This window comes from Brachymonas sp. J145, from assembly GCF_036312245.1.
GTDB classification, from domain to species: Bacteria; Pseudomonadota; Gammaproteobacteria; order Burkholderiales; family Burkholderiaceae_C; genus Brachymonas; species Brachymonas wangyanguii.
Genome location: NZ_JAZDCI010000001.1, coordinates 201,875 through 228,745, shown reverse-complemented (window position 1 = coordinate 228,745; position 26,871 = coordinate 201,875). Strand labels below are relative to the sequence as shown.

Sequence of the window (26,871 nt, the reverse complement as noted above, 5' to 3'; positions counted from 1 at the left end):
GCAGGCGTCTGCCTGCACCGGCTTCGGCCACGCCCCGGCCGTACCAGGGGCGACTGGTTGCCGCTGCTGCCAGCGGCAACCGCTTGATGGAAAGAATCTGCCATGAACCGTTATCCGGTCTGGAAATACCTAGTCATGCTGGTGGCCGTGCTGATCGGACTGATCTACACGCTGCCCAACTTCTTTGGCGAGGCGCCTGCGGTGCAGGTGTCGTCCATGCGTTCCACCGTCACGGTGGACAGTGGCGTGCAGGAGCGCGTGCAGGCTGCCCTGGCGGCAGAACAGCTCACGCCCGATGTCGTCACGCTCGAAAACAACCACCTGCTGGTGCGCTTCGGTTCGCCGGACCAGCAGCTGAAGGCGCGTGATGTGGTCGAGCGCACGCTCAACCCGGATGCGGCCGATCCGTCCTATGTGGTGGCGCTGAACCTGGTGTCGCGTTCGCCGGCCTGGCTGACGGCGCTGCACTCCAAGCCGATGTACCTGGGCCTGGACCTGCGTGGTGGCGTGCACTTCATGTTGCAGGTCGACATGCAGACCGCGCTCAGCAAGCGCCTCGATTCCTTTGCCAGCGACATCCGCACGCTGATGCGTGACAAGGAGCTGCGCTACACCGACGTGGTGCGCAATGGCGACACCATCGAGACCATCTTTGCCGATGCCGCGACTGCCGAGCAGGCGCGCAACGCGATCCAGGACAACGTGATGGAGCTGCAGGCCGAGCTGCAGCAGGGCGATGCCAACCGCGTGGTGGCGCGCTACAAGCCGGCCGAGGCGACCCGCTTCCAGGAGCAGGCGCTCAAGCAGAACATCCTGACGCTGCAGAACCGCATCAACGAGCTGGGCGTGGCCGAGCCAGTGATCCAGCAGCAGGGCCTGGATCGCGTGGTGGTGCAGCTGCCGGGCGTGCAGGACACCGCCAAGGCCAAGGAAATCCTGGGCCGTACCGCCACGCTGGAACTGCGCATGGTGGATGAAAGCACCGAAGGCCGTGCCGCCGAAATGGGCAGTGGCCCGGTGCCGTTTGGCAGCGAGAAATTCCTCAACCGTGAAGGCCGTACCGTCATCGTCAAGAAGCAGGTGGTGCTCACCGGCGAGAACCTGACCGATGCGCAGCCGGGCTTCGACAGCCAGACCCAGGAACCCACCGTCAACCTGACGCTGGACAGCAAGGGCAGCACGATTTTCCGCAACATCACGCGTGACAACGTCGGCAAGCGCATGGCCATCCTGCTATTCGAGAAGGGCAAGGGCGAAGTCGTGACCGATCCGGTGATCCGTACCGAAATCGGCGGTGGCCGCGTGCAGATCAGCGGTCGCATGACGACGCAGGAAGCTGCCGACACCTCGCTGCTGCTGCGTGCCGGCTCGCTGGCGGCGCCGATGGAAATCGTGGAAGAACGCACCATCGGTCCGAGCCTGGGTGCCGACAACATCGAGAAGGGTTTCAAGAGCGTGGCCTGGGGTTTCGCTGCAGTGACCCTGTTCATGATCGTCTACTACCACCTGTTCGGCGTGTTCTCGGCGATTGCGCTGACGGTCAACCTGCTGCTGCTGATTGCCGTGCTGTCCATGTTGCAGGCGACGCTGACGCTGCCAGGCATGGCGGCCATGGCGCTGACGCTTGGCATGGCGATTGACTCCAACGTGCTGATCAACGAGCGTATCCGCGAGGAATTGCGTGCCGGGGTCGCGCCGCAGTCGGCCATCCATGCCGGTTATGACCGCGCCTGGGCCACCATCACCGACTCCAACGTGACTTCGCTGATCGCCGGTCTGGCGCTGCTGGCCTGGGGCTCCGGCCCGATCCGCGGTTTTGCCGTGGTGCACTGCCTGGGTATCGCCACCTCGATGTTCTCCTCCGTGTTCTTCTCGCGCGGTCTGGTCAACCTCTGGTATGGCCGCCAGCGCAAGCTGAAGACGGTGTCCATCGGCACGGTCTGGAAACCCACGGACGACGCGGCCGGCAAGGCCTGATCCGCCACAGAACAAGGACAACATCATGGAGTTTTTCCGGATCAAGAAAGACATACCGTTCATGCGGTATGCGCTGATCTTCAACATCATCTCGTTCGCGACCTTTGCCCTGGCCGTGTTCTTCCTGGTCACGCGTGGCCTGCACCTGTCGGTGGAATTCACCGGCGGTACCGTGATGGAGGTGGCCTACAGCCAGCCGGCCAAGATCGAGCAGGTGCGTGATACGGTTTCCGGCCTCGGTTACCAGGACGTGCTGATCCAGAACTTCGGCTCTTCGCAGGAAGTGATGATCCGCCTGCCGCTGGTGGAAGGCGTGACTTCGGCCCAGCAGAGTGACCAGGTACTGGCGGCACTGCAGACCGCCAACCCGGACGTGACGCTGCGGCGTGTCGAGTTCATCGGGCCGCAAGTGGGGCAGGAACTGTTCCACAACGGCCTGAAGGCGCTCGGTTTCGTGATCCTCGGCATCATCATCTACCTGGCGATCCGCTTCGAGTGGAAGTACGCGGTGTCGGCGGTGATCGCCAACATGCACGACATCGTCATCATCCTGGGCTTCTTTGCCTTCTTCCAGTGGGAGTTCTCACTCTCTGTGCTGGCGGCGGTGCTGGCGGTGCTGGGCTATTCGGTGAACGAGTCGGTGATCATTTTTGACCGTATCCGCGAAACCTTCCGCCGCTACCGCAAGATGAACACGGTCGAGGTGATCAACCATGCGATCACCAGCACCATCAGCCGGACCATGATCACCCACGGTTCTACCGAGGCCATGGTGCTGGCGATGCTGATCTTCGGTGGCCAGGCGCTGCACTACTTCTCGCTGGCGCTGACCATCGGTATCGTGTTCGGCATCTACTCCTCGGTGTTCGTGGCGGCTGCCATTGCCATGTGGCTGGGCATCAAGCGCGAAGACCTGATGAAGCCACAGCGCAAGGATCCGCGTGACGATCCGAACGCGGGTGCCGTGGTCTGACGACCTGGCCTGACAGACAGCAAGGCCTGCGCACAGCAGGCCTTGTTGCCTTCTGAAAAGGGGTTTGTTGATGGACTGGTTTATCGTCATCGCGGCATCGCTGTTTGCCGGCTTTGTGGACGCGATCGTGGGCGGCGGCGGCCTGATCCTGGTGCCGGCGCTGTTTGCGACCTTCCCGAACATGGTGCCGGCGACGCTGCTGGGCACCAACAAGTCGGCCTCGGTCTGGGGCACCACCTTTGCCACCTGGCAGTTCAGCCGGCGTGTGCGCATGCCCTGGCGTGCCATGCTGCCGGCCGCTGCGGCTGGTTTTGCCGGTTCCTTTGTCGGCGCCTGGCTGGTGACCATGGTGAACCCGGATTTCCTGCGCAAGGCGCTGCCCTTCGTGCTGCTGCTGATCCTGGCCTACACCCTGGTCAAGAAGGATCTGGGTACGCAGCATACGCCGCGCTGGGTCGGTCGCAACGAGATCCTGGCGGCCAGCCTGATCGGTCTGGCGCTGGGCGTCTATGATGGTTTCTTTGGCCCTGGAACCGGCAGCTTCCTGGTGTTCCTGCTGGTGCGCGTGCTCGGTTATGACTTCCTGCACGCCTCGGCCGGTGCCAAGCTGATCAACGTCAGCACCAACGTGGCGGCGATTGCGCTGTTTGCCAGCAAGGGCCATGTCTGGTGGCAGCTCGGCCTGGCAATGGCGGCGGCCAACGTGGTTGGCAGCCTGATCGGTTCGCGCATGGCGCTCAAGCATGGCAGTGGCTTTGTGCGCATCGCCTTTATTTTGGTGGTGCTGGCGCTGGTGCTCAAGACCGGCTACGACGCCTTTATGGCATAGCTGATTGCACCAATGGCCGAGAGGAGTTTCACACCATGAGCATTTACGCACTCAAGCCCCAATTCCAGAACCTGCTGCGGCCTGCCGTGCGTGCCCTGCATGCAGCCGGCGTCACGGCCAACCAGGTGACCGTGCTGGCTTGTGCGCTGTCAGTGCTGCTGGGGCTGGTGTTGTACCTGTATGCAGACCGGTCTGCGCTGTTTTATCTGCTGCCGCTCTGGTTTTTCCTGCGCATGGCCCTGAATGCCGTCGATGGCATGCTGGCGCGTGAGTTTGGCCAGCAGTCGCGCCTGGGTGGCTACCTGAATGAAGTGACCGATATCGTGGCCGATGCCATGCTCTACCTGCCGTTTGCCCTGCTCGTGCCTCAAGGGGCGCTGGCCGTGGGCGTGGTGATTTTCCTGGCTGCCCTGACTGAAACCGTGGGTATTCTGGGGCAGGTGCATGGCAATGGCCGGCGCTATGACGGCCCGGTTGGCAAGAGCGACCGGGCCTTCGTGTTTGGCGCGCTGGGGCTCTGGTACGCGGTATCCGGCAGCCTGGGCAGCTGGAGCGCACCCTTCATGTGGGTACTGGCGGCGCTGCTGGCCTGGACCTGCTGGCGACGCCTGCAGCGTGGGCTGGCCTGAAGTCTGGGGAGGAACCATGCAAGAGCAACAAAAACGCTTTACGGCCAGTGACGGAGCGGAGCTGTTTTACCGTTACCGCCCGGCCGCATCGGGCCAGACTGACCGCGCCATCGTGCTGTTTCACCGTGGTCATGAGCACTCCGGGCGCATGATTTTTCTGGCTGACGAGTTGCAGCTGGACGACTTCGCCTTTTTTGCCTGGGATGCCCGCGGCCATGGCCACAGCCCGGGCGAGCGTGGTGACAGCCCGTCGCTGGCGCGTTCAGTGCAGGACGTGCAGGAGTTCATGGCCCATATCCAGGCCACCTATGGCCTGGCGCAAGAGCAGCTGGCCGTGGTGGCGCAGAGTGTCGGTGCAGTGCTGGTGGCCACCTGGCTGCACGACTATGCGCCGAAAATCCGCTGCGCCGTGCTGGCCTCGCCGGCGTTCAAGGTCAAGCTGTATGTGCCGTGGGCGCGACCCGGACTGCGCCTGTTGCACAAGCTGCGCGGCAACTTTTTCGTCAACAGCTATGTCAAGGCGCGCTATCTCACGCATGATCCGGAACGGATCGCCAGCTATGACAGCGATTCGCTGATTGCCCGTGCGATCTCCGTGCGCATCCTTCTTGGTCTGTACGATGCGGCTGACCGCGTGGTGGCCGATGCCGCAGCCATCGGGACGCCGGTCCAGTTGCTGGTATCGGGCAGTGACTGGGTGGTGCATCACGCACCGCAGCATGCGTTTTTCAACCGTTTGGGCAGCCTGGTGAAGGAGCGGCAGGTGCTGCCGGGCTTCTACCATGACACGCTGGGCGAGCAGAAGCGCGAGCTGGCACTGCAGCACATTCGCCGCTTTGTGCGCGAGCGCTTTGAGTCGCCGCTGGAACTGCCGGATATGCGTCAGGCCCATCGGCAAGGCGTTAGCCGGCGTGAAGCTGATGAGCTGGCGACACCGCTTTCCCCGTTGACGCCGCGTGGTGCCTGGTGGGCGCTGCAGCGCTGGGTGATTCGCCTCGGTCGCCATGGGTCCGAGGGGATCCGGCTGGGCGTGCAGACCGGATTTGATTCGGGCAGTACGCTGGATTACGTCTACCGCAACGAGGCGCGTGGCAGCCATGCGCTGGGCCGGCTGATGGATCGCAATTATCTGGATGCGATCGGCTGGCGCGGCATCCGCCAGCGCAAGGTCCATCTCGGCCAGGCGATACAGGGCGCGATGCAGGCCCTGCGTGCGGCGGGCAAGCCGGTGCATGTGCTCGATATTGCCGCCGGCCACGGGCGCTATGTGCTGGACGCCCTCACAGACGCGCAGCAACCGGACAGCATCCGCCTGCGCGATTACAGCGATCTGAACGTGCAGGCCGGCCGGACGCTGATTGCCGAGCGCGGGCTGCAGGCGATAGCCAGCTTCGAGGCGGCTGATGCCTACGAGCCGGCCAACTACCGGCAGCTGCAGCCACGGCCGACGCTGGGCATCGTGTCGGGCCTGCACGAGCTGTTTCCGGACAACGATCTGGTGATGCGTTCGCTGCAGGGTTTGGGCGAGGCGATCGAGGCTGGCGGTTACCTGATCTATACCGGCCAGCCCTGGCATCCGCAGCTGGAAATGATTGCGCGCTGCCTCAGCAGCCACCGCGGCGGACAGAACTGGGTGATGCGCCGTCGCAGCCAGCTTGAAATGGACCAGCTGGTGGAAAGCGCCGGTTTCCGCAAGGTGCAGCAGTGGATCGATGCCGATGGCATTTTCACGGTCTCGCTGGCCGTACGCCAAGGCGACTGAGCGTGCCGGACAAGCACCTGCCGCTGCGCCTGTATGCCCTGCTGTGGCTGGCCCTGGTCGGGCTGGTGTTCTACAGCAGCTACGGTTTGGTCAACTGGCTGAGCGCGCTGCGCGCCCCGGTGCCGGAGATCGCCTATGACTGGGAACGGCAGATTCCGTTCCTGGCCTGGACCATCCTGCCGTACTGGACGCTCAACGGCTTTTATGCAGTCGCCTTCTTTCTATGTCGCAGCCGTGAAGAACTGCATGACTACATCCGGCAACTGCTGGCTGCACAGGCCTTGGCGGTGCTCTGTTTTCTGCTGTTTCCGCTGCAGTTTTCCTGGGGCAAGCCGGTCACGGAGGGCCTGTCCGGCTGGCTGTTCAGCTCGCTGGCAGCCTTTGACCAGCCCTATAACCAGGCACCTTCGCTGCACATCATCCTGACGCTGATCGTCGGGCGTTTCTACTGGCAGCGGCTGCCGCCGCGCTGGCGCGTGCCACTGCTGCTCTGGTTCGCCCTGATTGCGCTGTCGGTGCTGACGACCTGGCAGCACCACTTTATCGATATCCCCACGGGTGCGCTGGCCGGTGCGCTGATACTGTGGCTGTTTCCGGGGCAGGGGCGATCGCCTTGGCACCGCATGCATCACCCTACGCCGGGGCATATCCGCTGGGCGGCAGGGTATGGCGTACTGGCGGGCGCACTGGCATGCTTGTCGCTGCCGGGTGGCGGCTGGCTGTGGTGGCTTTGGCCGGCAGTGGCCTTCAGTCTGCTGGCGGCCTGTTATGCCGTGTTGGGTGCGCAGGCGTTGCAGAAGCAGCATCACGGGCGGCACAGCCTGGCGGCCAGCCTATTGCTGCTGCCCTATCTGCTGGTCGCACGGCTGAATATGGCCTACTGGCTGCGCCGTCAGCCCCTGAGCGCGGCGGTGACGGAAAGACTGCATATCGGCAGTGTGCTGGCAGCGCGCCAGCATGCGCTGGTGCTGGATACCTGCGCCGAGTACCCGGCCTGTGGCCAATGGCTGCAATACCATTCTGTACCCATGCTGGATATGGTGGCTCCGCCGGCAGCTGATCTGCGGCGTGCTGCCGATCTGTTGCAGCAGATGCTGGAGCAGCATGCGCAAGCCGTGCTGGTTTGTTGTGCGCTGGGTTACGGGCGCAGTGCGGCCGTGCTGATCACCTGGCTGCTGCGCCACGGGGGTTGTGCCGATATCGATAGCGCTCTGGCGCAGCTGCGCCTCGTGCGGCCACGCGTGGTGCTGCCAGATGCCACACGGGCGCAGATTGTGCTGGCCTGGCAGCAGGAGGAGGGGGCATGACCATGGTTCCGGAACAGGATCAGGCGCTAGCGCGTACCACCGCTGCCTGTCTGGATGCGGCGGCGGCCTTGCGTGGCTGGCATCTGCTGGTGCTGGGCTTGACGGCCTGGCTGCTGTTCAGGGTGGAGGGGGCATGGCTGCTGTCTGCCGTTACCATGCTGTTGGGGCTTTGGCTGTGCGTGCTGCATGCGCGGCTGCTGCTGGATGCACGCATCCTGCGGGATTTTGCCAACGGGCAGCTGCAGCCGGAGACCTTTGACCAGCATCTGGTGCAGCTGGGGCTGGCCCGCCCGCCCGCAGGGCGCAGCATGGCGCAGCGCTGTGCCGGTGCCATGCGCTTATGGCGCTGGCTGTTGTTGGCAACGCTGTGCCAGCTGTTCTGGCTGCTGGCCATGCTGGCCTGGCTGCGCCCTGCAGCGTGACGTATTCGGGAGAGACAAGAACCATGGCACCAATGCAATCCCTGCTGGTACGGATCATCGATACCGTGCTGATCTTTTTTGCCTCGCTGGTGACCGGCGTGATGCCCAAACGTCCGGCCGAACTGGTGTTTTCCCCGCGTGCCAAGGTGTACTACGCCAACCACAACAGCCATGGCGACTTCGTGCTGGTGTGGACGGCCCTGCCCAAGCGCTGGCGTCTGGTGGTGCGTCCGGTGGCCGGGGCCGATTACTGGGACAAGGGGGGCTTGCGCCGCTTCCTGATGCACCAGGTGTTCAACGGACTGCTGATCGACCGTCAGGGCCATGATCCGCAGGCGGCGATCCAGTCCATGGGCGAAGCGCTGCAGCGTGGCGAATCACTGATCATCTTTCCCGAAGGCACGCGCAAGATGGATGACGACATCGTGCTGCAGCCGTTCAAGAGCGGCATTTACCATCTGGCACTGAGCCAGCCGGACACCGAATTCATCCCGGTCTGGCTGGAAAATATCAACCGCGTGCTGCCCAAGGGCAAGCTGATTCCGGTGCCGCTGCTGTGCCATGTGAATATCGGTGAGCCGGTGGTGCTGCAAAACGGCGAGGACAAGGCCTCGTTCCTGCAGCGCACGCGCCATGCCATGCTGCAGCTGGCAGCGCTGCACGAGCTGGAGCGGCAGGCCATGGCCGCGACACCGGCGGTCAGCGCGGCACCTGCAGCCCCTGAAGGAGAGCAGCCATGAGCCTGTTCGATACCTCGCGCCAGGTCGCCGACGGTGTGGCGCAGCATGCACAGCGTTTCCAGGCCGAGGCAGGTCAGGTGTTCATGGTGCTATTTGCGGTGTTGCTGGTGGCCAGCGTGATCGGTCGCACCCTGAAATATCGCCTGCATGGCCAGCCTAGCGCCACCATCGACAACCTCAATGCGCGCATCGATGCCTGGTGGCTCATGTCGCTGGTGCTGCTGCTGGCCTTTCTGTTCGGGCGCGTGGGCACCATCGTGCTGTTCTTCCTGGTGTCTTTTGTCGCATTGCGTGAGTTCCTGGCGCTGGTCTACAGCCGGCGCAGCGATTACGGTGTACTGGTCGCCTGTTTTTACCTGCTGCTGCCGCTGCAGTACTGGTTCGTGCTGTCCGACTGGTATGGCATGTTCTCGATCTTCATCCCGGTGTACGGTTTTCTGCTGCTGCCGATTCTGGCCAGTCTGGGCGGCGAAACGGCACGTTTCCTGGAGCGTACGTCCAAGATCCAGTGGGCGGTGATGATCAGCGTGTTCTGCCTGTCCCATGTGCCGGCGCTGATGAACCTGCGTATCGAGGGCTATGACACCAACATCCTGTTGCTGGTGTTCCTGATCGGCGTGGTGCAGGCCAGTGACGTGCTGCAGTACATCTGGGGCAAGCTGTTCGGCAAGCGCAAGATCCTGCCGGCACTGTCACCGTCCAAGACGGTGGTGGGGACGGTGGGTGGCATTGCCAGCGCCAGCCTGTTGGCCGTGGCGCTCTACCCGCTCACACCATTCACGCCCTGGCAGGCCGGGCTGATCGGCCTGTTGATCTGCAGCATGGGCTTTCTGGGCGGACTGGTGATGTCCGCGATCAAGCGCGACCGTGGCGTGAAGGACTGGGGCAACCTGATCCAGGGCCATGGCGGCATGCTGGACCGGGTGGATTCGATCTGTTTTGCCGCACCGGTGTTTTTCCACGTGGTGCGCTATTTTTGGGAGCCGTAAGCCCGGCTCCGACCAGTACGCGAACGCGTTCAGCGCACGCCGTAGCGCTCACGGTAGGCCAGCACCTGCGCATGGCTGGCTTGCAGCTCCGCGCTGGCGTGCTGCGGCTGCTGCAGGTAACCCAGCAGGTCGTCCAGCGAAGCAATGGCGCAGACATCCATGCCGAGTTCGCGGCGCACGTACTGCACGGCGCTGTAGGGCACGTCCTGGCCGTTTTCGGTCGCCATTTCCTGACGGTCCAGCGCCACCGCCACGGCTGACGGCGTGGCGCCGGCGGCCTGGATCAGGGCAATCGATTCACGTACAGCAGTGCCGGCCGACATCACGTCATCGACGATCAGCACGCGGCCCTGCAGCGGCGCGCCGACCAGACTGCCGCCTTCGCCGTGGTCCTTGGCTTCCTTGCGGTTGTAGGCAAACGGCAGGTTGCGGCCCAGGCGCGCCAGTTCCACCGCCACGGCCGCGACCAGCGGGATGCCCTTGTAGGCCGGGCCGAACAGCATGTCGAACTGGATGCCGCTGGCGATGATGCGTTCAGCATAGAATTGAGCCAGCCGGCCCAGCATGGCGCCATCGTTGAACAGGCCGGCATTGAAGAAATAGGGCGATTGGCGACCGGCCTTGGTCGTGAAGCTGCCAAAGCGCAGCACCCCGCAATCCACTGCAAATGCCACAAAGTCCTGGGCAAGGGAGTCCTGGGAAGGGGTGGTAGCGGCCTGGTTCATGGGTTCGTCCGATCAATCAACTGTACAGAATCAACAAAGGAGTGCACGCCAGGTGTTTCGCTTGACCAGTCTCAACCTCAACGGCATCCGCTCGGCCACCACCAAGGGTCTGGAACCCTGGCTGGCAGCGCATGCCCCTGATTGTATGTGTGTCCAGGAGGTGAAGGCGCAGCAGGCCGACATCGTGGGCAAGTTCGAGGTGCTGGCGGAGATGCAAGGCTACTTCCACTTTGCCGAGAAGAAGGGCTATTCAGGCGTCGGCATCTACACCCGGCATGAGCCCAGCGATGTGCGCATCGGCTATGGCTCGCCCGAATTTGATGCTGAAGGCCGCTATATCGAGCTGCGCTTTGATACGCCGCAGCGCGCGCTGTCCATCATCAGCTGCTATTTTCCGAGTGGCTCTTCGGGGGAGCTGCGCCAGGCTGCCAAGTACCGATTCCTGGACGAGATGTATCCCTACCTGCTGGAACTCAAGCAGAACCGCGAATTTATCCTGTGTGGCGACGTGAATATCGCGCACAACGAGATCGACCTGAAAAACTGGAAGGGCAACCGCAAGAACAGCGGTTTCCTGCCCGAGGAGCGCGCCTGGATGACGCGCTTGCTGGCCGAAGCCGGCATCGTGGATGTGTACCGCCAGCTCAAGCCCGAGGCCACTGACGAGTGTTACACCTGGTGGAGCAACCGCGGCCAGGCCTATGCCAAGAACGTGGGCTGGCGTCTGGATTACCACCTGGCGACGCCGGCACTGGCGCGCCACGCGCATACCGAGTCCATCTACAAGGACGAGAAGTTCTCGGACCACGCGCCCATCACCATCGATTACGACTTTACCCTGCAAGGGAACTGACATGCTGCACTACCACACCATCCCCGTTACCCCGTTCCAGCAGAACTGCTCCATCCTCTGGTGCGACCAGACCATGGATGGCGCGGTGGTGGATCCGGGCGGCGACCTGCCGCGCCTGCTGGCCTTTGCCGAGAAGCAGGGCATCCAGCTCAAGCAGATCCTGCTGACGCACTGCCACGTGGACCACTGCGCCGGCACCGCCGACCTGGCCGAGCATCTGGACCTGCCCATCATCGGCCCGCACGAAGGCGACCAGTACTGGATCGACGCGCTGCCGCAGACGGCGGTCAACTACGGCTTTCCGCCGGCACGCGTGTTCACGCCGACGCGCTGGCTGGTGGATGGCGATACGGTGCAGGTGGGCAAGAGCACGCTGCAGGTGCGCCACTGCCCGGGCCATACGCCGGGTCATGTGGTGTTCTATTCGCCGGAAGCGAATCGCGCCTTTGTCGGCGATGTACTGTTTGCCGGCTCGATTGGCCGAACCGACTTCCCCGGTGGCGATTACGACACGCTGATTGCCAGCATCACGCAGCGCCTCTGGCCGATGGGCAACGACACGGTGTTCATTCCCGGCCATGGCCCGGAAAGCAGCTATGGCCGCGAACGCGAGAGCAACCCCTTTGTGGCCGGTACCTGAGCACGGTGCAAATAATCGTAGCGGCGCGATGGGTGCCGTGCCGGCGTGATACAAAGCAGGGATGACTGCATCTATCGACACCCCAGCAAGCCGCCCGTCCTGGCGCGAGGCCATGCTGGTCTATCTGGAACCGGCCAGCCTGCGCATGCTGGCGCTGGGCTTTGCTGCCGGCCTGCCGCTGCTGCTGGTGCTGGGGACGCTGAGTTTCCGCCTGCGCGAGGCCGGTATCGACCGTGCCACCATCGGCTTTCTGAGCTGGGTTGGGCTGGCCTATGGCTTCAAGTGGGTCTGGGCACCGCTGGTAGACCGCGTGCCGATTCCGCTGCTGACGCGATGGCTGGGCCGGCGGCGCAGCTGGCTGCTGCTGTCACAGGTCGGCATCATGGGCGGCCTGGTGGCCATGGCGCTGGGCAATCCGCAGCAGGGCCTGTTTGCCGTCACGGTGGCGGCGCTGGTGGTGGCCTTCAGCTCGGCCACGCAGGATATTGCGCTCGATGCCTTCCGCATTGAATCGGCTGTGGCCGAGAAGCAGGCGGCACTAGCCGCCACCTACCAGACCGGTTACCGGCTGGCGATGATCTGGGCCGGTGCCGGCGTGCTCTGGCTGGCTGCGGGGGCTGAAACAGCGCCTGCCGTACCGGCAGCAACAGCAGCGGCAACAGCAGCGGCTTCTGCTCCTGTAGGCGCCCTGTACCAGAATAACGCCTGGATGACGGCCTACCTGGTGATGGCGGCCTCGATGCTGGTCGGCGTGCTGACGGTGCTGCTGTCGCCCGAACCGGTGCCGATCGCACACACCCAGCCGCGCACCCCAGGCGAATGGCTGAAGCAGACGCTGATCGAGCCCTTTGCCGATTTCTTCCGCCGCTACCGCTGGCAGGCGGCGCTGATCCTGTCGCTGATTGCCGTCTACCGTATTAGCGATATCGTGATGGGCATCATGGCCAATCCGTTTTACGTGGACATGCTGTACACCAAGGCCGAAGTGGCGGCGGTGACCAAGATCTACGGCGTGATCATGACGCTGGTGGGGGCCTGGATTGGCGGCGTGCTGTCCATGCGCTTTGGCGTGATGCGTATCCTGATGGCTGGTGCCGTGATGAGCGCCGTCAGCAACCTGCTGTTTGCCTGGCTGGCTGGCCATGGCCATGACGTGAATGCGCTGATCCTGGTGGTATCGGCCGACAACCTGGCTGGTGGTATCGCCTCCGCCGCGTTCATCGCCTATCTGTCCAGCCTGACCAATATCCAGTACTCGGCCACGCAATACGCGCTGTTCTCGTCGCTGATGCTGCTGTTGCCCAAGTTCGTGGCGGGATGGTCGGGGGCGTTTGTGGACCAGTTTGGCTATGCGACGTTTTTTACCAGTACGGCGCTGCTGGGGGTGCCGGTGCTGGTGCTGGTGTGGCTGGCGGGGCGGATGATGCCAGTCAAGTCAGGTACTGACTGACCTCGTGGACAAAGTCTGCCGCTACCTTTATGTTGCTGGCCTCGGCTTGCTGTAGCCTTTCCAAGACTCTAGGTGCAGTCAATTCTGACTCTGGAGAAACAGTCGACCCGTAGCTGAGTCCGTAGCGATCAGCGGGGTCTGGATACCAGCGCTCCAAGGATACGCCTTCATCCGGAACAACTATGGATTGACAGCCTGCAACTACTGCCAGGAGTGAGTAGGCCGTGTAAGGGTCGTACGAATAAAAGGTTTTGCATTGTCCCAAGATACGCGCAGTCTCCGTATGGGATAAATCGTCCACACAGATAGCATCGGCAGAATGTATGAAAGGCTTGTTTTTGCCTTTTCTCACCAAATAGGCGTTCCCTTTACGCTGGCTGGCCGGTGCTGCTGCATCCTGATAAATTCGCCAAGGATATTGCACAATCTTCAGGCTATTTTCGAGGAAGTGGGTTCCAGACAACTGCTGAACCGGTACGGCATCGTTGAAACGGACGATCAAATCTCCCGCATGCCAAAGCGCAGTCTTCCTGAAATGCATTGGGAAGTGCAAGAGCCATCGGACTACCCTGCGTGCTTGATAGGGGTTGCCTAGGACCAGCTCGGGATAAATGAAGATTGCACCGTCTTTGGCGAGCTGACGTGCCTTGTAGGCGGAAATGCAGGCGGCCCGGTTGCCAAGAGATGTCGTGATGGTCTTGTGCCCAGAAAACAGGCGTCTGCGCCAACTTTTACTCAAGGCCCTGAGATCGAATGGGGAGCACATCTCATCAACCTGAATTGGAGCCAGGCAGGCATCCAGACCGAGTCCGCATAGGACATCTGCTAAAGCATGCAGGCAGATGGAGCCACCGGAGTCAGGGTTGTACGGGGGAGCGCATATGACCCAGGCAATCGTGTCTTTCATGGGCAAACTGGATATTTCGCAAGTGTACAGATGACAGCTTCAGCAATGCGGTCAACTTGCGCATCCTCCAGTTCGAAGAACAGGGGGAGTCTGACCAGGTGATCTGAAAAGCGGTCGGCGTTCAGGAGGGCGGGGCCTTGGTAACGTGGCGCATAGAATGGGCTTTTGTGTAGGGAAAGGTAGTGGAAAACAGCATGTATGCCTTGCTGCTTGAGACTGTCAATGAGTTCGGATCGCTGTTTGACGTTTTGACAGACCAGATAGAACATATGGGCATTGTTGCTGGCCCAACCGGGCAAGTAGGGTAGCTCTACACCATAAGCCTCCAGCTTTCCGGCAAAGTGCTGCATATAGCGATTCCAAATGGCGACGCGTCGGGATTGGATGACATCCAAGTTCTCCAATTGGGCATAGAGGTAGGCCGAGATGATGTCAGAAGGCAGAAAGGAGGAGCCAATGTCTACCCAGCCGTATTTGTCGACTTCGCCACGAAAGAATGCAGAACGATTGGTGCCCTTTTCCCGGATGATTTCGGCCCGTTGGATGTATTGGGGATCATTGATAACCAGCATGCCGCCTTCTCCGGCGATGACGTTCTTGGTTTCATGGAAGGAGAACGCAGACATGACGCCTAAGCTACCCAATGGCCTGTTCCGATGACTGGCATCAATGGCCTGTGCTGCATCCTCAATGATAGGTATCTTGTACTGCTCGGCGATGGCCAGGATGCGGTCCATGTCGCAGGCCACTCCTGCATAGTGCACAACTACAATGGCACGCGTGCGAGGAGAAATGAGCTGCTCAATCGAATCCGGGCAGATATTTGGGTGTAGGGGGGTGCTATCGGCAAACAGGATATGGGCCCCACGAAGTGCGAAAGCGTTGGCCGTCGAGACAAAGGTATACGAGGGCATGATGACCTCGTCTCCTGGGCTGATGTCGAGCAGGATAGCCGCCATTTCCAGCGCATCAGTGCAGGAGGTTGTCATGAGCGCTTTCGTGAACTGATAGCGATTCTCGAAAAACGCATGGCACTTGTGTGTAAACATGCCGTCACCCGAGATTTTTCCGGATGCGACAGCTTGTGCAATGTAGACCAGCTCACGGCCGTGCAGATAAGGCTTGTTGAAAGGGATGGGGGACATGGCAAGGTGAACGGAAAGGCAAGCTTGTGCAATGGTGGTAGACTGCCGCAATGATAGATGAGGCTGTCGGCAGTTATTGTGCGAATGAACTGTCTGCAGCTGGCAAGCAGCTTGGAGCAGCATGGCCTACTATACGCAAGAACAGTTGGAAAATATGGGTTTTTCCTCGCTGGGCAAGAGTGTCAAAATCAGTGACAAGGCCTGTCTGTACAGCCCTGAACTGATGGAAATTGGCGACTATTCAAGGATTGACGATTTTTGTGTCTTGTCGGGAAGGTTGCGCATAGGAGCGCATGTACATATCGCCCCCTTTTGCCTGGTGGCAGGAGGGGTGCACGGTATCGTGATGGAGGACTTTTCCGGTTTGGCCTACCAGGTGCAGGTATTCACGCAGTCCGATGACTACTCCGGACGATCCATGACCAATCCAACGGTGCCCAGCCAGTACAAGCAGGAGAGCAAGAAGCCGGTGCGTATTGGTCGCCATGTGATCATCGGGGCAGGTTCCATAGTGTTTCCCGGGGTGGATCTCGCCGACGGCTGCTCTGTTGGGGCCATGACACTGGTTGCCAGCAGTACGGAGCCATGGGGCATTTATGTTGGCAACCCGGCAAGACGACTCAAGGACCGAAAACGCGATTTGCTGGACTTGGAGCGAAAGATGCAACAAGAACGAGATTCAAAGTAGCTGCTCGCCGTTGCTTGATCGGATGAATGGCTTGACTAGATATGATTCTGAAAATATCTTTTGCCAGACAGAGTGTCCAGGGCTGCCAGCATCCAGCCACTCCACTTCAAAAAATTCCTTTTTTGTAGTAGTAGCGCATAGAGCAGGATGGCGATCGGCGCTACCAGCAGTGTCTTGCCAGCGGCGATCTTGCTTACGGCGGGGCTCTTGTGTTTACCTAGCATATAGAAGACCGCCCATTTCTGGTGGTATTTCTTGCGCAGCTCTACCCGCGTGCTGGAGGTACTGGACGCACCACCCAGGTGTTGGGCGTGGGCATCCCGCACTGTGATCTTCCGGAAACGGCTCTTGTGCACGCGTAAGGAAATGTCATCTTCTTCTGAATACATGAAGATGTTGTTGTCGAAAGCACCGATGCTGGCAAATTTTTCCGAATCAACCAGAAAGCAGGCTCCGTCCAGGCAGGCATCCTCGATGACGGCTGGTAGTGTGTGGGAGTAGGGCAGGTCACGGACCTGGCCAGCAGGATAGCCTGCACCATAGTCTCTCAGCTTGAGGTTCGCGCCTTGTGTGGCTGTCGAGAACACGATGGGCGAAATGATGGCAGCGTCTGGATGAGTGTCTGCCGCTTCCAGCAACAAACGGATGGCGGCTTCCGAAATGGTGCAGTCGGGATTGATGAAGAGGGCACGCTGGCAGTCAGCACGGCTGGCCTCAAAGCCGACATTGTTGGCTGGTCCGAAGCCGGCATTGATGCTCTGGGCAACAATGGTGGCGTGTGGTATCGCCTGGCGGTAGGCTGCTATCGTGTCGTCTTGACTGTTGTTGTCAATGATCCAGACATGTCGGAACAGGGAAGCCGTATGTGCCAGATGTTGGGCCAGCTTTTCCGACTTGTAAGTGACGCTGATCAAGGCAACATTCTCAAAGGGGAAGTCAGAAGGCATGTCAGTCTTGCGGGCTCAGCGGGAAAGGTTGTCAGTCAAGTAGGGGCGATCGTACTTCAGTGCAGCCTGGCGGAAAAAGAACTCCAGTGCGATGAAGAAGCTGTACAGAAATCCTGGCCCACCCTCCAGAAAGGCACGTTTGAAGATGTACAGGCGGATGAACATCCATGTGGACGACACCAGCCCATAGAGGACACCGCCCTTGCGTCCTTTTCTGGCGCGTTTGGCAGCGCCCAGCATGGAGTACTGGGTCAGCTTTTTCAGGCTGTCGTGTATGGTTTCGCGCGAGTAATGCCACAAGGCGCTACGAAAGACATGACGTTTAGCATCAGGATTCGTCAGGTTGGCGTGCTCGTGTACAACGCCGTCAAAACCGAGCAGCATATCGCGACGGAACAGGCGTGGCAGACTCTTGCGCGATACCACGCGCTTTAGCGGACGACCAAAAGCCACCTCCAGCCAGTAGGTCTCCCAGACATCGGGCTGTCCTGAGTGGACTGCGGCTTCGATTTCAGACTGCAGGTCAGACTGTATCAGTTCGTCGGCATCCAGGAAAAAGATGTAGTCACTTGAGCAATACTGCAGCAAACGGTTGCGTTGTTCTGCAAAGCCTTTCCAGTCTGTATGGTGATATACCTTGGCACCCAGAGACTCGGCCAGTTGCACGGTGTTGTCCTTGCTACCGCTATCCACCACGATCACCTCATCCGCAAACAGGGCGCTCTTGATACAGGCCTCAATACGGCGTTCCTCGTTCATGGTCAGGATGCCAATGGTCAGTGTGGGGCGAGATGACGTGGTCATGGTTTCCATTCGATGACTCCGCGCAAGCGGCCCCACATGCGGGCCAGCAGGCGCGGTGAAAATGCCAGCAGGCGTAGTGGCAAGGCGGCAGAGGTGCCGGCAATTAGCTTTCGGCGCATGTCCTGCGCCTTGGCAGGAGTGACATGCTTGTGTGCAAACAGCAGTTTGGATTGGGCATGGTGGTAACCACGCAGGTACTCGCTGTGCAGCGGGCGATTGCCACGCACCGAGCCGCGCGAGCGATGCATGGCCTGGATCTGTGGACAGATGACAATCGGTAGTCTGGCCTGGAACAGGCGCAGGCACAGGTCATCGTCCTCGTAATATAAAAAGAAGTCCTCGTCAAAAAAGGCGATCTGTTGTGCCAGCTCCATGCGAAATAGCATCACGGCACCCGTCACAAAGCCAACGCAGGCCGGCGCATCTGCGCCAGGCCCCTGACTTTTCCAGAGATGGCTTTGCCAGCGATAATTGATTTCCGGCTTGCCTGACGCACCAGTCAGCTGTGGTGCGATCAAGGCAGCTTCCGGCATCGCCTGTGCTGCCTGTACCAGATCGGCAATTGCCTGCGCTTCCATCTCGCAGTCCGGATTGAGCAGCATGGCGAATGGTGTGCTGACCTGTGTCAGCGCCCGGTTATTGGCAGTCCCGAAGCCCAGGTTTTTGCCATGTGTCAGTGCATGCGCATGCGGCAGCAGACGACGTACTTGCTCTACGGTATCGTCGTTGCTGCCGTTATCGGAAAAGATGATGTGTGGACAGTACTGCAGGAACTTCTGCAGTACTGGAATGCAGTGGGCACTGTTGTAGGTGACCACGACAATGGTCACCTGATCCAGCTCCGGAAGGTGCAGGCGTGTCGCCTCAGTGGCCATGAGCGACGACTTCGCCCTCAGCCAGACGATACGTGGTACCGCAATACGGGCAGCTGCCCTGGCCGGTCTTGGCCACGTTCAGGTAGACGCGCGGGTGGCTGTTCCACAGTTCCATGCCGGCGAGCGGGCTGGGGCAGAACACTTCGCCGGCCTGGTTCAGATCCTTGGCCTTGACTTCTACGGCTTTGCTGGTGCGGGTCATGGGGAGTCCTCCTTGGGGGTGGGCTTACACCAGCGCCAGCCAGTGTGCGTATTGGGGGTTGCGGCCGTTCACGATGTCGAAGAAGGCGCTTTGGATCTTTTCGGTGATCGGGCCGCGGCGGCCGATACCGATCTGCACGCGGTCCATCTCGCGGATCGGCGTGACTTCGGCGGCGGTGCCGGTAAAGAACATCTCATCGGCAATATAGCATTCGTCGCGCGTGATGCGCTTCTGCACCACTTCCAGGCCCAGGTCCTTGCAGATCTGGAACACGGTATTGCGCGTGATGCCGTTCAGGGCGCCAGCCGACAGGTCCGGCGTGTAGACCACGCCATCCTTGACGATGAACACGTTTTCGCCCGACCCTTCGCTGACAAAGCCGGCGCTGTCCAGCAGCAGGGCCTCATCGTAGCCGTCGTCGGTGGCTTCCATGTTGGCCAGGATCGAGTTGGTGTAGTTGCTGGCGGTCTTGGCCTGCGTCATGGTGATGTTGACGTGGTGGCGCGTGAAGCTGCTGGTCTTGATGCGGATGCCCACGGCCATGCCTTCTTCGCCCAGGTAGGCGCCCCAGTTCCAGGCGGCGATCATCACGTGGGTCTTGTTGCCCTTGGGCGAAACGCCCAGCTTCTCGGAGCCCAGCCACACCAGCGGACGGATGTAGGCGCTTTCCAGATGGTTCTCGCGCAGCACTGCCTTGTGCGCTTCGTTGACCTCTTCCTGCGTCATCGTCATGGGAATGCGCAGGATCTTGGCGCTGTTGAACAGGCGCCTGGTGTGGTCTTCCAGACGGAACACGGCCGTGCCCTTGTCGGTCTGGTAGGCGCGGACGCCTTCAAAAGCGGCGCAGCCATAGTGCAGGCTGTGGGTGAGCACGTGCACCTTGGCGTCACGCCAGTCCACCAGCTGGCCGTCCAGCCAGATCTTGCCGTCGCGGTCGGACAGGGCATTGGGTGCGCTCATGGGTGATTCCTTTTCTTGTCAGTCGCCGGCAGGCCATCCTGCCGTTCTCGTCATAAATAGTAGCAACCAGCAAGTTTACGCCGAATTGACGCCAGATGCAGCCCCCGGCCAGTCCTTGACTCGGGGGCAAACCCTGCGTGCGGGTCAGCGTGCCGCAGCGCGCGCCTGCTCCAGCCAGCTGTCAAACAGGCGCTGGTGCGCCTTGATCCAGCCGTCGGCATGCTTCTCGATATCGCGGCGCTTGTTGGCGCCCTGGAACATCGCCATGTTCTGCGTGTTGATGTTGGCCACCGGCAGCTGCATCACGCTGAACAACTTGGCTGCAGCCGGATTCGCCTCGATAAAGGCGCGATTCGCCATGATGTGCTGGTTGTTGACGATGAAACCGTAGTCCTTGCCATTCGGCAGGACGGTGCTTTCTGCACCCGCGGCGGCCTGGGTCTTGGGGACTTCCAGCCAGACCACGTCCTTGCCGGGCTTCATCACGTTGCTGACCCAGTAGGGCGTCCAGGTGTAATAGAACACCGGCTGGCCCTGCTGGTAGCGCGTGATGGTATCGGCAATCAGTGCCGAGTAGTTGCCCTGCACGTGCTGGATACTGCCGCGCAGCTGGAACTGGTCCAGATGCGATTCGATCGCCTTTTCGCAGCCCCAGCCGGGATTGCAGCCGGTCAGGTTGGCCTTGCCGTCGCCATCGGTATCGAACAACTTGGCAATCGCCGGATCTTTCAGCTGGCCGATATGCGTGATGTTGTGCGCCTCGGCGGTCTTCTTGTCGATCAGGTAGCCTTGCAGCGCACCGGGCGAGTAGATGCCCTCGCGCCACAGCTTGGCGTCACCGCCGGAGTTCTGGTAGAAGCTCTCGTGCAGGCGGTCCCAGTGCGAGGCGAGGAAGGTGGCGTCGCCATTGGCAATCGCCAGGTGGGCGGCGGTGTACTCCACCTCGCGGATCGGCTGCACGTCATAGCCGAGCTGTTCCAGGGCCTTCGTCACCAGCAGCGCCTGGAAGGTTTCTTCGGCGATATTGCTTTGCAGCGGGTAGACCTTGACGCCCTTGCCGGGCTGGTCGGCAGCCGTCTGGGCCTGGGTGCCGATGGCGGCAGAGGAGAGCAGGCCGGCCAGCAGCAGGCCGCGGGCGAGGGAGCGGAAGGAGCGCAGGGAAAACGTCATGGAATCATCCTTGTTCTGTGGTGTTCTGGGAGTCAGGCTCGGGCCGTGGCCGGTGTGGCCGGTGTGGCGGTTGCGGCAGGGCGGGCCGGCTGGCGTTGCAGCAGTCGGTTGAGCAGGCCGACCGGGCCGCGCTGGTGCCAGCGCAGGCCGTGGCGGTCCTGCTGGCCCATGGCCTGGGTCACGCGGTCGAGCAGGATCGCCAGGATCACGATGCCGATGCCGCCCACGGTGGCCAGGCCCATGTCGAGGCGGCCAATGCCGCGCAGCACCATCAGGCCCAGGCCGCCGACGGCGATCATGGAGGCGATCACCACCATCGACAGGCTGAGCATCAGCGACTGGTTGATGCCGGCCATGATGGACGGCATGGCCAGCGGCATCTGCACCTTGGTCAGCATTTGCCAGGGCGAAGCGCCGTAGGCACGAGCCGCCTCGATCAGGTCCGGGCGTACCTGGCGGATGCCGAGCGAGGTCAGGCGCACCAGCGGTGCCAGTGCAAAGATGATGGTGACGATCACGCCCGGCACGTTGCCGATGCCGAACAGCATCACCACCGGCACCAGGTAGACGAAGGCCGGCGTGGTCTGCATCGCGTCCAGGATGGGCCGGATGATGCGCTCGGCGCGATCGCTGTTGGCGAGCCAGATGCCCAGCGGCAGGCCGAGCACGATGCAGAAGAACAGCGAGGTCAGCACCAGGGACAGCGTCACCATCGCTTCGGACCAGATGCCGAGAATCGCAATGACGAATAGCGACACCAGCGTGCCGATGGCGAGGCGGGCGCCGGCTAGCTGCCAGGCCAGCAGCGCCAGCAGCATGATCATGGCCCAGGCCGGCGGGAACTGCAGCGCCGCTTCCACGCCGCCCAGAATCGCATCGACCGGTTCACGCAGGGTCTGGAACAGCGGACGGAAGCGCTCGACGAACCAGTCCAGACCGTCGTTGATCCAGTCCTGCACCGGCAGGCTGCCGTCGAACAGCTGGCCGATCGAGAAACCGGCTTCGTTGCCTGTCGTCTGCGCGAGTTCGGCGGCGCTGGTGGCGAGGCCGTCGAGCGCCTCGTTTTCCTGCACGGCGTCCGGGCCGTTGATCCAGTTGTCGCTGCCGTCCGGCGCGGCCACCGTGTAGGGATCGACAAAGCCGTCGGTGCCGGCAGCGGCGTCCAGCGCCTCGTTGGGAGTCACGGCATCGGGGCCGTTGATCCAGTTGTCATTGGTATCGGGGGTGACCGCCTCGTAGGGGTCCTGGTTCATTGTGGTGCTCATGGGCAGGGGCTCCTTCAGGCCTGGGCCGTGGCCGTGTCTGCAGCGACATCGGCTTCAGCGGTTTCTGGCAGCGGGTTGCCATGGATATCGGTATCGGGGTCGAGGAAGCGCAGCAGCGTGTTCTTGCTGATGCTGCCCTTGTAACGACCTTGCTCATCCACGATGGGCAGCGGACAGGGGCTGGACAGTACCTTGCTGTAGAGCTCCTTGATCGGGTGGTTGCTGTCAACGGCTTCCACCTCGGGCAGGTAGGCGTGCTGCAGGCCGAGCGGGCCGTGGTGGCCACGCAGCGCGCTGCGGATCGAATCGGTCGACACCACGCCGAGGAAGCGGTGCCGGGTATCGACGACATAGGCCCACTGGTGGTCGTGGTCCTCCATGCGCTGCAGGGCAGGACGGCAGCCGCGCTCCGGGCTGACGGCGACTTCCACCGGCATGCGGCGCGCGATGTCGCCGGCCTTGAATACTGCCGAGGTATCGACGCCGCTGATGAAGCTGCGCACGTAGTCATCGGCCGGGCTCAGCAGGATTTCCTCCGGCGTTCCCACCTGCACCACCTGGCCGTCTTTCATGATGGCGATGTGGTCGCCAATGCGCATCGCCTCGTCCAGGTCGTGCGAGATGAAGACGATGGTGCGGCGCTTCTCCTGCTGCAAGCGCAGCAGCTCGTCCTGCATTTCGGTACGGATGATCGGGTCCAGCGCCGAAAACGCCTCGTCCATCAGCAGGATCGCCGGGTCGGCGGCCAGGGCGCGTGCCAGGCCGACACGCTGCTGCATGCCGCCGGACAGTTCGTCCGGATAGCTGTCGGCCCAGACTTCCAGCCCGACCTGGGCCAGCGCCTCGCGCGCCTGGCGCAGACGCACTTCCTTGTCCACGCCGGCCAGCTCCAGGCCGAAGGCAGTGTTGTCCAGCACCGTCAGGTGCGGCAGCAGCGCAAACGACTGGAACACCATGCTGATGTCCTTGCGGCGGAAGCCGCGCAGCTGCTGCTCGTTGTACTGGTTGATGTCATCGCCGTCGACCAGGATACGGCCGGCGGTGGGTTCGATCAGCCGGTTCAGCATGCGCACCAGGGTGGATTTGCCGGAGCCGGACAGGCCCATGATGACGAAGATTTCGCCGGCCTCGATGGTGAAGCTGGCGTCGAACACGCCAATCGAAGCGCCGGTCTGCGCCACGATGTCCTGCTTGCTCAGGCCTTGCCGGGCCAATGCCAGGGCCTTGTCAGGCTCCTTGCCAAAGACCTTGAACAGGTGTTCGATGGAGATGCTTTTTGCCATGCGTACGTCCTCATTGCGGGGACAGACGACGGACTGACGCTGTTGCGTGAATGACGAGCCCGGGGACACGCCAACAACAGGCCGGTGATGCCGACTGCCTGTGGTGGGGCGAGGCACCGGCATCGCGTGGACGACGGGCCCCGTACGGGTGCGGAATGCGCAGTGATTCCCTGGATGCCTGGCACCACAAGGGGCTGACAGGCAGCTCCGGCGGCAGGCGGCGACCGGCAGGGTGCCGGCCGATCAAAGCGGCTTATTCTAACATGTCACAAGATGCCGTCAAATTGCGTCAATTGGCAGCAGATGACAGCAGAATGTTGCATTAGTCTAGGGTGCGCACCAGTTCCATGGCCTGCTCGACGCGTTCCACCGGGTAGATCGTCAGGCCTTCCAGCTCCTTGCCGGGTTTTTTCGGGGCGTTCGCCTTGGGCACGATGGCGACGCTGAAGCCGAGCTTGGCGGCCTCTTTCAGGCGCTCCTGGCCGCGTGGTGCCGGGCGGATTTCCCCCGCCAGGCCGACCTCGCCAAAGGCCAGGAATCCCTTGGGCAGGGGCTTGCCGCGCAGGCTGCTGGTGATGGCCATCAGCACCGCCAGGTCGGCTGCCGGTTCGCTGATGCGCACGCCACCCACTGCATTGACGAACACGTCCTGGTCGCCGGTCGCCACGCCGCCATGGCGGTGCAGCACCGCCAGCAGCATCGCCAGCCGATCCCGTTCCAGGCCGACGCTGAGCCGGCGCGGGCTCGGCCCGCTGCCATCGACCAGCGCCTGTACCTCTACCAGCAGCGGCCGGCTGCCTTCCAGCGTCACCAGCACGCAGCTGCCCGGCACCGGGTCGCCATGCGTGCTCAGGAAGATTGCGCTCGGGTTGCTGACGCCTTTCAGGCCCTTGTCGGTCATGCCGAACACGCCGATCTCGTTGACCGCGCCAAAGCGGTTCTTGATGGCGCGGATCAGGCGGTAGGCGCTGTGCGTATCGCCCTCGAAGTACAGCACGGTATCGACAATGTGTTCGAGCACGCGCGGACCGGCGAGCTGGCCGTCCTTGGTCACGTGGCCCACCAGAATAACCGAGGTGCCGTTGGCCTTGGCAAAGCGCGTCAGGTGCGCCGCGCATTCGCGCACCTGCGCCACGCTGCCGGGCGCGCTGCTGAGCGCATCGCTGTACATGGTCTGGATCGAATCGATCACCGCCACTTGCGGCTGCTCGGTCTGCAGCGTGCCCAGGATCTTCTCCAGCTGGATCTCGGCCAGCACGCGCACCTGCGAACCATCCAGGCCCAGGCGATGCGCGCGCAAGGCGACCTGCGACGCGCTTTCCTCGCCAGTCACGTACAGCGTCTGCTGGCCCTGCAGCTGCAGCGCATCGAGCGCCTGCAGCAGCAGCGTGGACTTGCCGATACCGGGATCGCCGCCAATCAGCACCACGCAGCCTTCCACCACGCCGCCGCCCAGCACCCGATCCAGCTCGCCGATGCCCGAAGGCGTGCGTGCCACCGATTGCGCCCGGATATCCGACAGCGTCGCCACTTCCGAGGCACCGCCCAGCGCCTGCGGCTGGCTGCTGAGCCGGTTCTTGCCGACCACGCCTTGCGCCGGATTCAGCGTCACTTCTTCCAGACTGTTCCAGGCGCCACAGGACGGACACTTGCCGAGCCAGCGCGGGCTGGCAGCACCACAGGCGTTGCAGATGAATTGGGATTTTGGGGAAGCCATGGGGGGATTGTAGGGGGCGAAGCCAGCTGCTTTCGCCTCACACCTCCGGCGCCCGCCAGGCCAGCGCCGCCGCCAGATCAGGCGCAGGCAGTGGCAAGGCCTGCACCGTGCAGCGGCTGCGTTGCAAGTCGATGTTCTGCGACCATTCCCGCAGACCGGTGCGCAGGCACTTGTCGGCAGCCTCGATGCCGGCCCAGCGCGTGGCGCAGGCGTGCGTATCGCTGGCAGAGGCCCCGGCCGGTCCACCATACAACTGCAGCACCTCAGCCCAGCCTTGTTCGTCGAGCAGGCCGGCGGCCGTCACATCAACCCCCAACGGCAACGGGCCGATCGCCAGCAGCGCCTGACCCGGCTCACCGGCTGGCAGCGGCAGATAGGACCAGGACAACCACAGGTCGGGCGAGCTGGTCGGGGCGTGCCAGCTTTGCGCGGCATAGGCCAGGTCCGGTGGATGCTGTGCGCCGGGCGGCCAGTGGATCTGCCCCAGGCTGCTGGCGGGAAACTGCCGGTTCAGGATCTGCGCCGCCTGCTGGCGCACTTCCGCGCGCTGCTGCTCGCGCGCGGCGCCGGACAGCTGCAGCCACCACAGGCCGATCGCGCCGTGCGGCGTGGTGACATGGAAGGCGGTGGGCAGCGGTGCCTGCATGCCAAGTTCAGCGTTCGGCCTTGAGCGCCAACGCCCGTTCATACAGGCTGTTACGCGCTGCCCCGGTAATCTCCGCCGCCAGCTTCACCGCGCCCTTGGTCGGCAGTTCGGCCAGCAGCAGGCGCAGCACGCGCTCGCTGTCGGCATCCAGGCTGTCATCGGTAGCGGCCTGCGCTGCAGCCGCGTGCACCACCACCACGAACTCGCCCTTGCTGCGCTCCGACGCCTCGGCCAGCCAGCCGGCCAGCTGCTGCGCCGGCAGTGTCGTGATCGCCTCGAACTGCTTGCTGATTTCGCGCGCCAGCGTCACCGGACGCTCTCCCAACTGTGCCAGGCCCTGCGCCAGGGCCTCGATCCGGTGCGGCGCCTCCAGCAGCACCACGGCGCGCGATTCCGCCGCCAGCGCCTGCAGCGCCTGCTGGCGTTCCTGCCCCTTGACCGGCAGGAAGCCGGCAAAAATCCAGCCATCGGCCAGCCCGTTCACGCCGTTCGCCTGGCCACCGCCCAGCACGCCCGATGCACTCAGTGCCGTGGTCACGCTGCTGGCGCCCGGCAGCGGCATCACGCGGTAACCCGCCGCCGACACCACCTGCACCAGCCGCGCGCCCGGATCGCTGATACCCGGCGTGCCGGCATCGCTCACATAGGCGACGCGCTGCCCCTGTTGCAGACGCTCCAGCACCTGCTGCGCTGCCGTCTCCTCGTTGTGCTGGTGCAGCGACAGCAGCCGGCGCGCACTGGCATCGATGCCATAGGCGCGCAGCAGGCGTGCCGTGTGGCGCGTGTCCTCGCAGCCCACCACATCGGCCAGTTGCAGCACATGCAGCGCACGCAGCGTGATGTCGGCCAGATTGCCGATGGGTGTTGGCACCAGATACAGCGTGGCCTGCGGATAGGACTGGCGTCCGGCGGCAGCGTTCGCCGCGGCCAGTGCTGGTGCAAAATCGGTAGTCAGGGTTTCGGACA

General features: G+C 62.5%; 27 protein-coding genes. 13 read left to right on the top strand and 14 right to left on the bottom strand.

Annotated elements, in window-relative coordinates; genetic code table 11:
- The first annotated feature begins 102 nt into the window (after positions 1-102).
- The 9 genes from secD to V1261_RS01050 all read left to right on the top strand — a co-directional run bounded on the left by secD (position 103) and on the right by V1261_RS01050 (position 9,628).
- Positions 103-1,977 carry a protein translocase subunit SecD gene (gene secD, locus V1261_RS01090; protein ID WP_329769529.1) on the top strand — a complete coding sequence of 625 codons (1,875 nt, stop codon included), beginning with the start codon at positions 103-105 and terminating at the stop codon, positions 1,975-1,977.
- A gap of 25 nt (positions 1,978-2,002) precedes the next feature.
- Positions 2,003-2,950, top strand: a complete 948-nt coding sequence (secF, locus tag V1261_RS01085) for a protein translocase subunit SecF (RefSeq protein ID WP_329769527.1) — start codon at positions 2,003-2,005, stop codon at positions 2,948-2,950.
- A 70-nt stretch (positions 2,951-3,020) separates the two neighbouring features.
- A complete protein-coding gene (locus V1261_RS01080) occupies positions 3,021-3,779 on the top strand; it encodes a sulfite exporter TauE/SafE family protein (protein ID WP_329769526.1) in 759 nt (252 codons plus the stop codon).
- Positions 3,780-3,814: 35 nt separating this feature from the next.
- The gene (locus V1261_RS01075) at positions 3,815-4,408 is read left to right on the top strand and encodes a CDP-alcohol phosphatidyltransferase family protein (RefSeq protein ID WP_329769525.1); all 594 of its coding nucleotides are present in this window, start codon (positions 3,815-3,817) and stop codon (positions 4,406-4,408) included.
- Positions 4,409-4,424: 16 nt separating this feature from the next.
- Positions 4,425-6,170, top strand: coding sequence for a bifunctional alpha/beta hydrolase/class I SAM-dependent methyltransferase (locus tag V1261_RS01070; protein WP_329769523.1), 1,746 nt, complete (start codon positions 4,425-4,427; stop codon positions 6,168-6,170).
- A gap of 2 nt (positions 6,171-6,172) precedes the next feature.
- Complete coding sequence (locus V1261_RS01065) at positions 6,173-7,477, top strand: phosphatase PAP2/dual specificity phosphatase family protein (RefSeq protein WP_329769521.1); 1,305 nt, start codon at positions 6,173-6,175, stop codon at positions 7,475-7,477.
- Positions 7,474-7,899, top strand: a complete 426-nt coding sequence (locus V1261_RS01060; RefSeq protein WP_329769520.1) for a hypothetical protein — start codon at positions 7,474-7,476, stop codon at positions 7,897-7,899. Before V1261_RS01065 ends, V1261_RS01060 begins: the two co-directional genes overlap by 4 nt.
- A 23-nt stretch (positions 7,900-7,922) precedes the next feature.
- Entirely contained in the window at positions 7,923-8,639 is a 717-nt protein-coding gene (locus V1261_RS01055; protein ID WP_329769519.1) for a lysophospholipid acyltransferase family protein, read from the top strand.
- Positions 8,640-8,722: 83 nt separating this feature from the next.
- Entirely contained in the window at positions 8,723-9,628 is a 906-nt protein-coding gene (locus V1261_RS01050) for a phosphatidate cytidylyltransferase (RefSeq protein ID WP_329769808.1), read from the top strand.
- Positions 9,629-9,657: 29 nt separating this feature from the next.
- Here V1261_RS01050 and pyrE read toward each other — a convergent pair whose 3' ends face one another.
- The gene (pyrE, locus tag V1261_RS01045) at positions 9,658-10,353 is read right to left on the bottom strand and encodes an orotate phosphoribosyltransferase (RefSeq protein ID WP_329769518.1); all 696 of its coding nucleotides are present in this window, start codon (positions 10,351-10,353) and stop codon (positions 9,658-9,660) included.
- A gap of 52 nt (positions 10,354-10,405) precedes the next feature.
- Between pyrE and V1261_RS01040 the strand changes: the two genes are divergently transcribed.
- From V1261_RS01040 to V1261_RS01030, 3 genes are all read left to right on the top strand, one after another.
- Positions 10,406-11,206: an exodeoxyribonuclease III gene (locus V1261_RS01040; RefSeq protein ID WP_329769517.1), complete on the top strand. Its 801-nt coding sequence runs from the start codon at positions 10,406-10,408 to the stop codon at positions 11,204-11,206.
- A gap of 1 nt (position 11,207) precedes the next feature.
- Positions 11,208-11,846: an MBL fold metallo-hydrolase gene (locus V1261_RS01035; RefSeq protein WP_329769516.1), complete on the top strand. Its 639-nt coding sequence runs from the start codon at positions 11,208-11,210 to the stop codon at positions 11,844-11,846.
- A 61-nt stretch (positions 11,847-11,907) separates the two neighbouring features.
- Positions 11,908-13,296 carry an AmpG family muropeptide MFS transporter gene (locus tag V1261_RS01030; protein WP_329769514.1) on the top strand — a complete coding sequence of 463 codons (1,389 nt, stop codon included), beginning with the start codon at positions 11,908-11,910 and terminating at the stop codon, positions 13,294-13,296.
- Here V1261_RS01030 and V1261_RS01025 read toward each other — a convergent pair.
- Both V1261_RS01025 and rffA read right to left on the bottom strand, forming a co-directional pair.
- On the bottom strand, positions 13,277-14,203 hold the full coding sequence (locus V1261_RS01025) for a hypothetical protein (RefSeq protein WP_329769513.1): 927 nt from the start codon (positions 14,201-14,203) through the stop codon (positions 13,277-13,279). The genes V1261_RS01030 and V1261_RS01025 overlap by 20 nt on opposite strands.
- The gene (rffA, locus tag V1261_RS01020; protein WP_329769511.1) at positions 14,200-15,471 is read right to left on the bottom strand and encodes a dTDP-4-amino-4,6-dideoxygalactose transaminase; all 1,272 of its coding nucleotides are present in this window, start codon (positions 15,469-15,471) and stop codon (positions 14,200-14,202) included. The genes V1261_RS01025 and rffA overlap by 4 nt, the downstream gene beginning before the upstream one ends.
- Between rffA and V1261_RS01015 the strand changes: the two genes are divergently transcribed.
- The gene (locus tag V1261_RS01015) at positions 15,470-16,036 is read left to right on the top strand and encodes an acyltransferase (RefSeq protein WP_329769510.1); all 567 of its coding nucleotides are present in this window, start codon (positions 15,470-15,472) and stop codon (positions 16,034-16,036) included. The two genes, rffA and V1261_RS01015, sit on opposite strands and share 2 nt — an antisense overlap.
- 35 nt (positions 16,037-16,071) lie before the next feature.
- Here the strand turns inward: V1261_RS01015 and V1261_RS01010 are convergent, their stop codons facing one another.
- The 11 genes from V1261_RS01010 to rsmI all read right to left on the bottom strand — a co-directional run bounded on the left by V1261_RS01010 (position 16,072) and on the right by rsmI (position 26,860).
- The gene (locus tag V1261_RS01010; protein WP_329769508.1) at positions 16,072-16,983 is read right to left on the bottom strand and encodes a glycosyltransferase family 2 protein; all 912 of its coding nucleotides are present in this window, start codon (positions 16,981-16,983) and stop codon (positions 16,072-16,074) included.
- A gap of 15 nt (positions 16,984-16,998) precedes the next feature.
- Complete coding sequence (locus V1261_RS01005) at positions 16,999-17,796, bottom strand: glycosyltransferase family 2 protein (RefSeq protein WP_329769506.1); 798 nt, start codon at positions 17,794-17,796, stop codon at positions 16,999-17,001.
- A complete protein-coding gene (locus V1261_RS01000; protein ID WP_329769505.1) occupies positions 17,784-18,662 on the bottom strand; it encodes a glycosyltransferase family 2 protein in 879 nt (292 codons plus the stop codon). Before V1261_RS01000 ends, V1261_RS01005 begins: the two co-directional genes overlap by 13 nt.
- Positions 18,652-18,864, bottom strand: coding sequence for a zinc-finger domain-containing protein (locus V1261_RS00995; RefSeq protein ID WP_329769504.1), 213 nt, complete (start codon positions 18,862-18,864; stop codon positions 18,652-18,654). Before V1261_RS00995 ends, V1261_RS01000 begins: the two co-directional genes overlap by 11 nt.
- 24 nt (positions 18,865-18,888) lie before the next feature.
- A complete protein-coding gene (locus V1261_RS00990) occupies positions 18,889-19,824 on the bottom strand; it encodes a branched-chain amino acid transaminase (RefSeq protein ID WP_329769502.1) in 936 nt (311 codons plus the stop codon).
- 144 nt (positions 19,825-19,968) lie between these two features.
- A complete protein-coding gene (gene proX / locus V1261_RS00985; protein ID WP_329769501.1) occupies positions 19,969-20,994 on the bottom strand; it encodes a glycine betaine/L-proline ABC transporter substrate-binding protein ProX in 1,026 nt (341 codons plus the stop codon).
- A 32-nt stretch (positions 20,995-21,026) separates the two neighbouring features.
- A complete protein-coding gene (gene proW, locus V1261_RS00980; RefSeq protein WP_329769499.1) occupies positions 21,027-22,259 on the bottom strand; it encodes a glycine betaine/L-proline ABC transporter permease ProW in 1,233 nt (410 codons plus the stop codon).
- A gap of 14 nt (positions 22,260-22,273) precedes the next feature.
- Positions 22,274-23,542, bottom strand: coding sequence for a glycine betaine/L-proline ABC transporter ATP-binding protein ProV (gene proV / locus V1261_RS00975; RefSeq protein WP_329769498.1), 1,269 nt, complete (start codon positions 23,540-23,542; stop codon positions 22,274-22,276).
- A gap of 322 nt (positions 23,543-23,864) precedes the next feature.
- Entirely contained in the window at positions 23,865-25,259 is a 1,395-nt protein-coding gene (gene radA / locus V1261_RS00970) for a DNA repair protein RadA (protein WP_329769496.1), read from the bottom strand.
- Between the two features lie 37 nt (positions 25,260-25,296).
- The gene (locus V1261_RS00965) at positions 25,297-25,905 is read right to left on the bottom strand and encodes a hypothetical protein (protein ID WP_329769495.1); all 609 of its coding nucleotides are present in this window, start codon (positions 25,903-25,905) and stop codon (positions 25,297-25,299) included.
- Positions 25,906-25,912: 7 nt separating this feature from the next.
- Positions 25,913-26,860 (bottom strand): 16S rRNA (cytidine(1402)-2'-O)-methyltransferase, encoded by a 948-nt coding sequence (gene rsmI / locus V1261_RS00960; RefSeq protein WP_329769807.1) that lies wholly within the window; start codon positions 26,858-26,860, stop codon positions 25,913-25,915.
- Between the last annotated feature and the right edge of the window lie 11 nt (positions 26,861-26,871).

What these genes read in the sequence shown, in the direction of transcription:
- secD (WP_329769529.1), top strand. Translation starts at nt 103, where the DNA reads ATGAACCGTTATCCGGTCTGGAAATACCTAGTCATGCTGGTGGCCGTG.
- secF (WP_329769527.1), top strand. Translation starts at nt 2,003, where the DNA reads ATGGAGTTTTTCCGGATCAAGAAAGACATACCGTTCATGCGGTATGCG.
- V1261_RS01080 (WP_329769526.1), top strand. Translation starts at nt 3,021, where the DNA reads ATGGACTGGTTTATCGTCATCGCGGCATCGCTGTTTGCCGGCTTTGTG.
- V1261_RS01075 (WP_329769525.1), top strand. Translation starts at nt 3,815, where the DNA reads ATGAGCATTTACGCACTCAAGCCCCAATTCCAGAACCTGCTGCGGCCT.
- V1261_RS01070 (WP_329769523.1), top strand. Translation starts at nt 4,425, where the DNA reads ATGCAAGAGCAACAAAAACGCTTTACGGCCAGTGACGGAGCGGAGCTG.
- V1261_RS01060 (WP_329769520.1), top strand. Translation starts at nt 7,474, where the DNA reads ATGACCATGGTTCCGGAACAGGATCAGGCGCTAGCGCGTACCACCGCT.
- V1261_RS01055 (WP_329769519.1), top strand. Translation starts at nt 7,923, where the DNA reads ATGGCACCAATGCAATCCCTGCTGGTACGGATCATCGATACCGTGCTG.
- V1261_RS01050 (WP_329769808.1), top strand. Translation starts at nt 8,723, where the DNA reads ATGGTGCTATTTGCGGTGTTGCTGGTGGCCAGCGTGATCGGTCGCACC.
- pyrE (WP_329769518.1), bottom strand. Translation starts at nt 10,353, where the DNA reads ATGAACCAGGCCGCTACCACCCCTTCCCAGGACTCCCTTGCCCAGGAC.
- V1261_RS01035 (WP_329769516.1), top strand. Translation starts at nt 11,208, where the DNA reads ATGCTGCACTACCACACCATCCCCGTTACCCCGTTCCAGCAGAACTGC.
- V1261_RS01030 (WP_329769514.1), top strand. Translation starts at nt 11,908, where the DNA reads ATGACTGCATCTATCGACACCCCAGCAAGCCGCCCGTCCTGGCGCGAG.
- V1261_RS01025 (WP_329769513.1), bottom strand. Translation starts at nt 14,203, where the DNA reads ATGAAAGACACGATTGCCTGGGTCATATGCGCTCCCCCGTACAACCCT.
- V1261_RS01015 (WP_329769510.1), top strand. Translation starts at nt 15,470, where the DNA reads ATGGCCTACTATACGCAAGAACAGTTGGAAAATATGGGTTTTTCCTCG.
- rffA (WP_329769511.1), bottom strand. Translation starts at nt 15,471, where the DNA reads ATGCTGCTCCAAGCTGCTTGCCAGCTGCAGACAGTTCATTCGCACAAT.
- V1261_RS01010 (WP_329769508.1), bottom strand. Translation starts at nt 16,983, where the DNA reads ATGCCTTCTGACTTCCCCTTTGAGAATGTTGCCTTGATCAGCGTCACT.
- V1261_RS01005 (WP_329769506.1), bottom strand. Translation starts at nt 17,796, where the DNA reads ATGGAAACCATGACCACGTCATCTCGCCCCACACTGACCATTGGCATC.
- V1261_RS01000 (WP_329769505.1), bottom strand. Translation starts at nt 18,662, where the DNA reads ATGGCCACTGAGGCGACACGCCTGCACCTTCCGGAGCTGGATCAGGTG.
- V1261_RS00995 (WP_329769504.1), bottom strand. Translation starts at nt 18,864, where the DNA reads ATGACCCGCACCAGCAAAGCCGTAGAAGTCAAGGCCAAGGATCTGAAC.
- V1261_RS00990 (WP_329769502.1), bottom strand. Translation starts at nt 19,824, where the DNA reads ATGAGCGCACCCAATGCCCTGTCCGACCGCGACGGCAAGATCTGGCTG.
- proX (WP_329769501.1), bottom strand. Translation starts at nt 20,994, where the DNA reads ATGACGTTTTCCCTGCGCTCCTTCCGCTCCCTCGCCCGCGGCCTGCTG.
- proW (WP_329769499.1), bottom strand. Translation starts at nt 22,259, where the DNA reads ATGAGCACCACAATGAACCAGGACCCCTACGAGGCGGTCACCCCCGAT.
- proV (WP_329769498.1), bottom strand. Translation starts at nt 23,542, where the DNA reads ATGGCAAAAAGCATCTCCATCGAACACCTGTTCAAGGTCTTTGGCAAG.
- radA (WP_329769496.1), bottom strand. Translation starts at nt 25,259, where the DNA reads ATGGCTTCCCCAAAATCCCAATTCATCTGCAACGCCTGTGGTGCTGCC.
- V1261_RS00965 (WP_329769495.1), bottom strand. Translation starts at nt 25,905, where the DNA reads ATGCAGGCACCGCTGCCCACCGCCTTCCATGTCACCACGCCGCACGGC.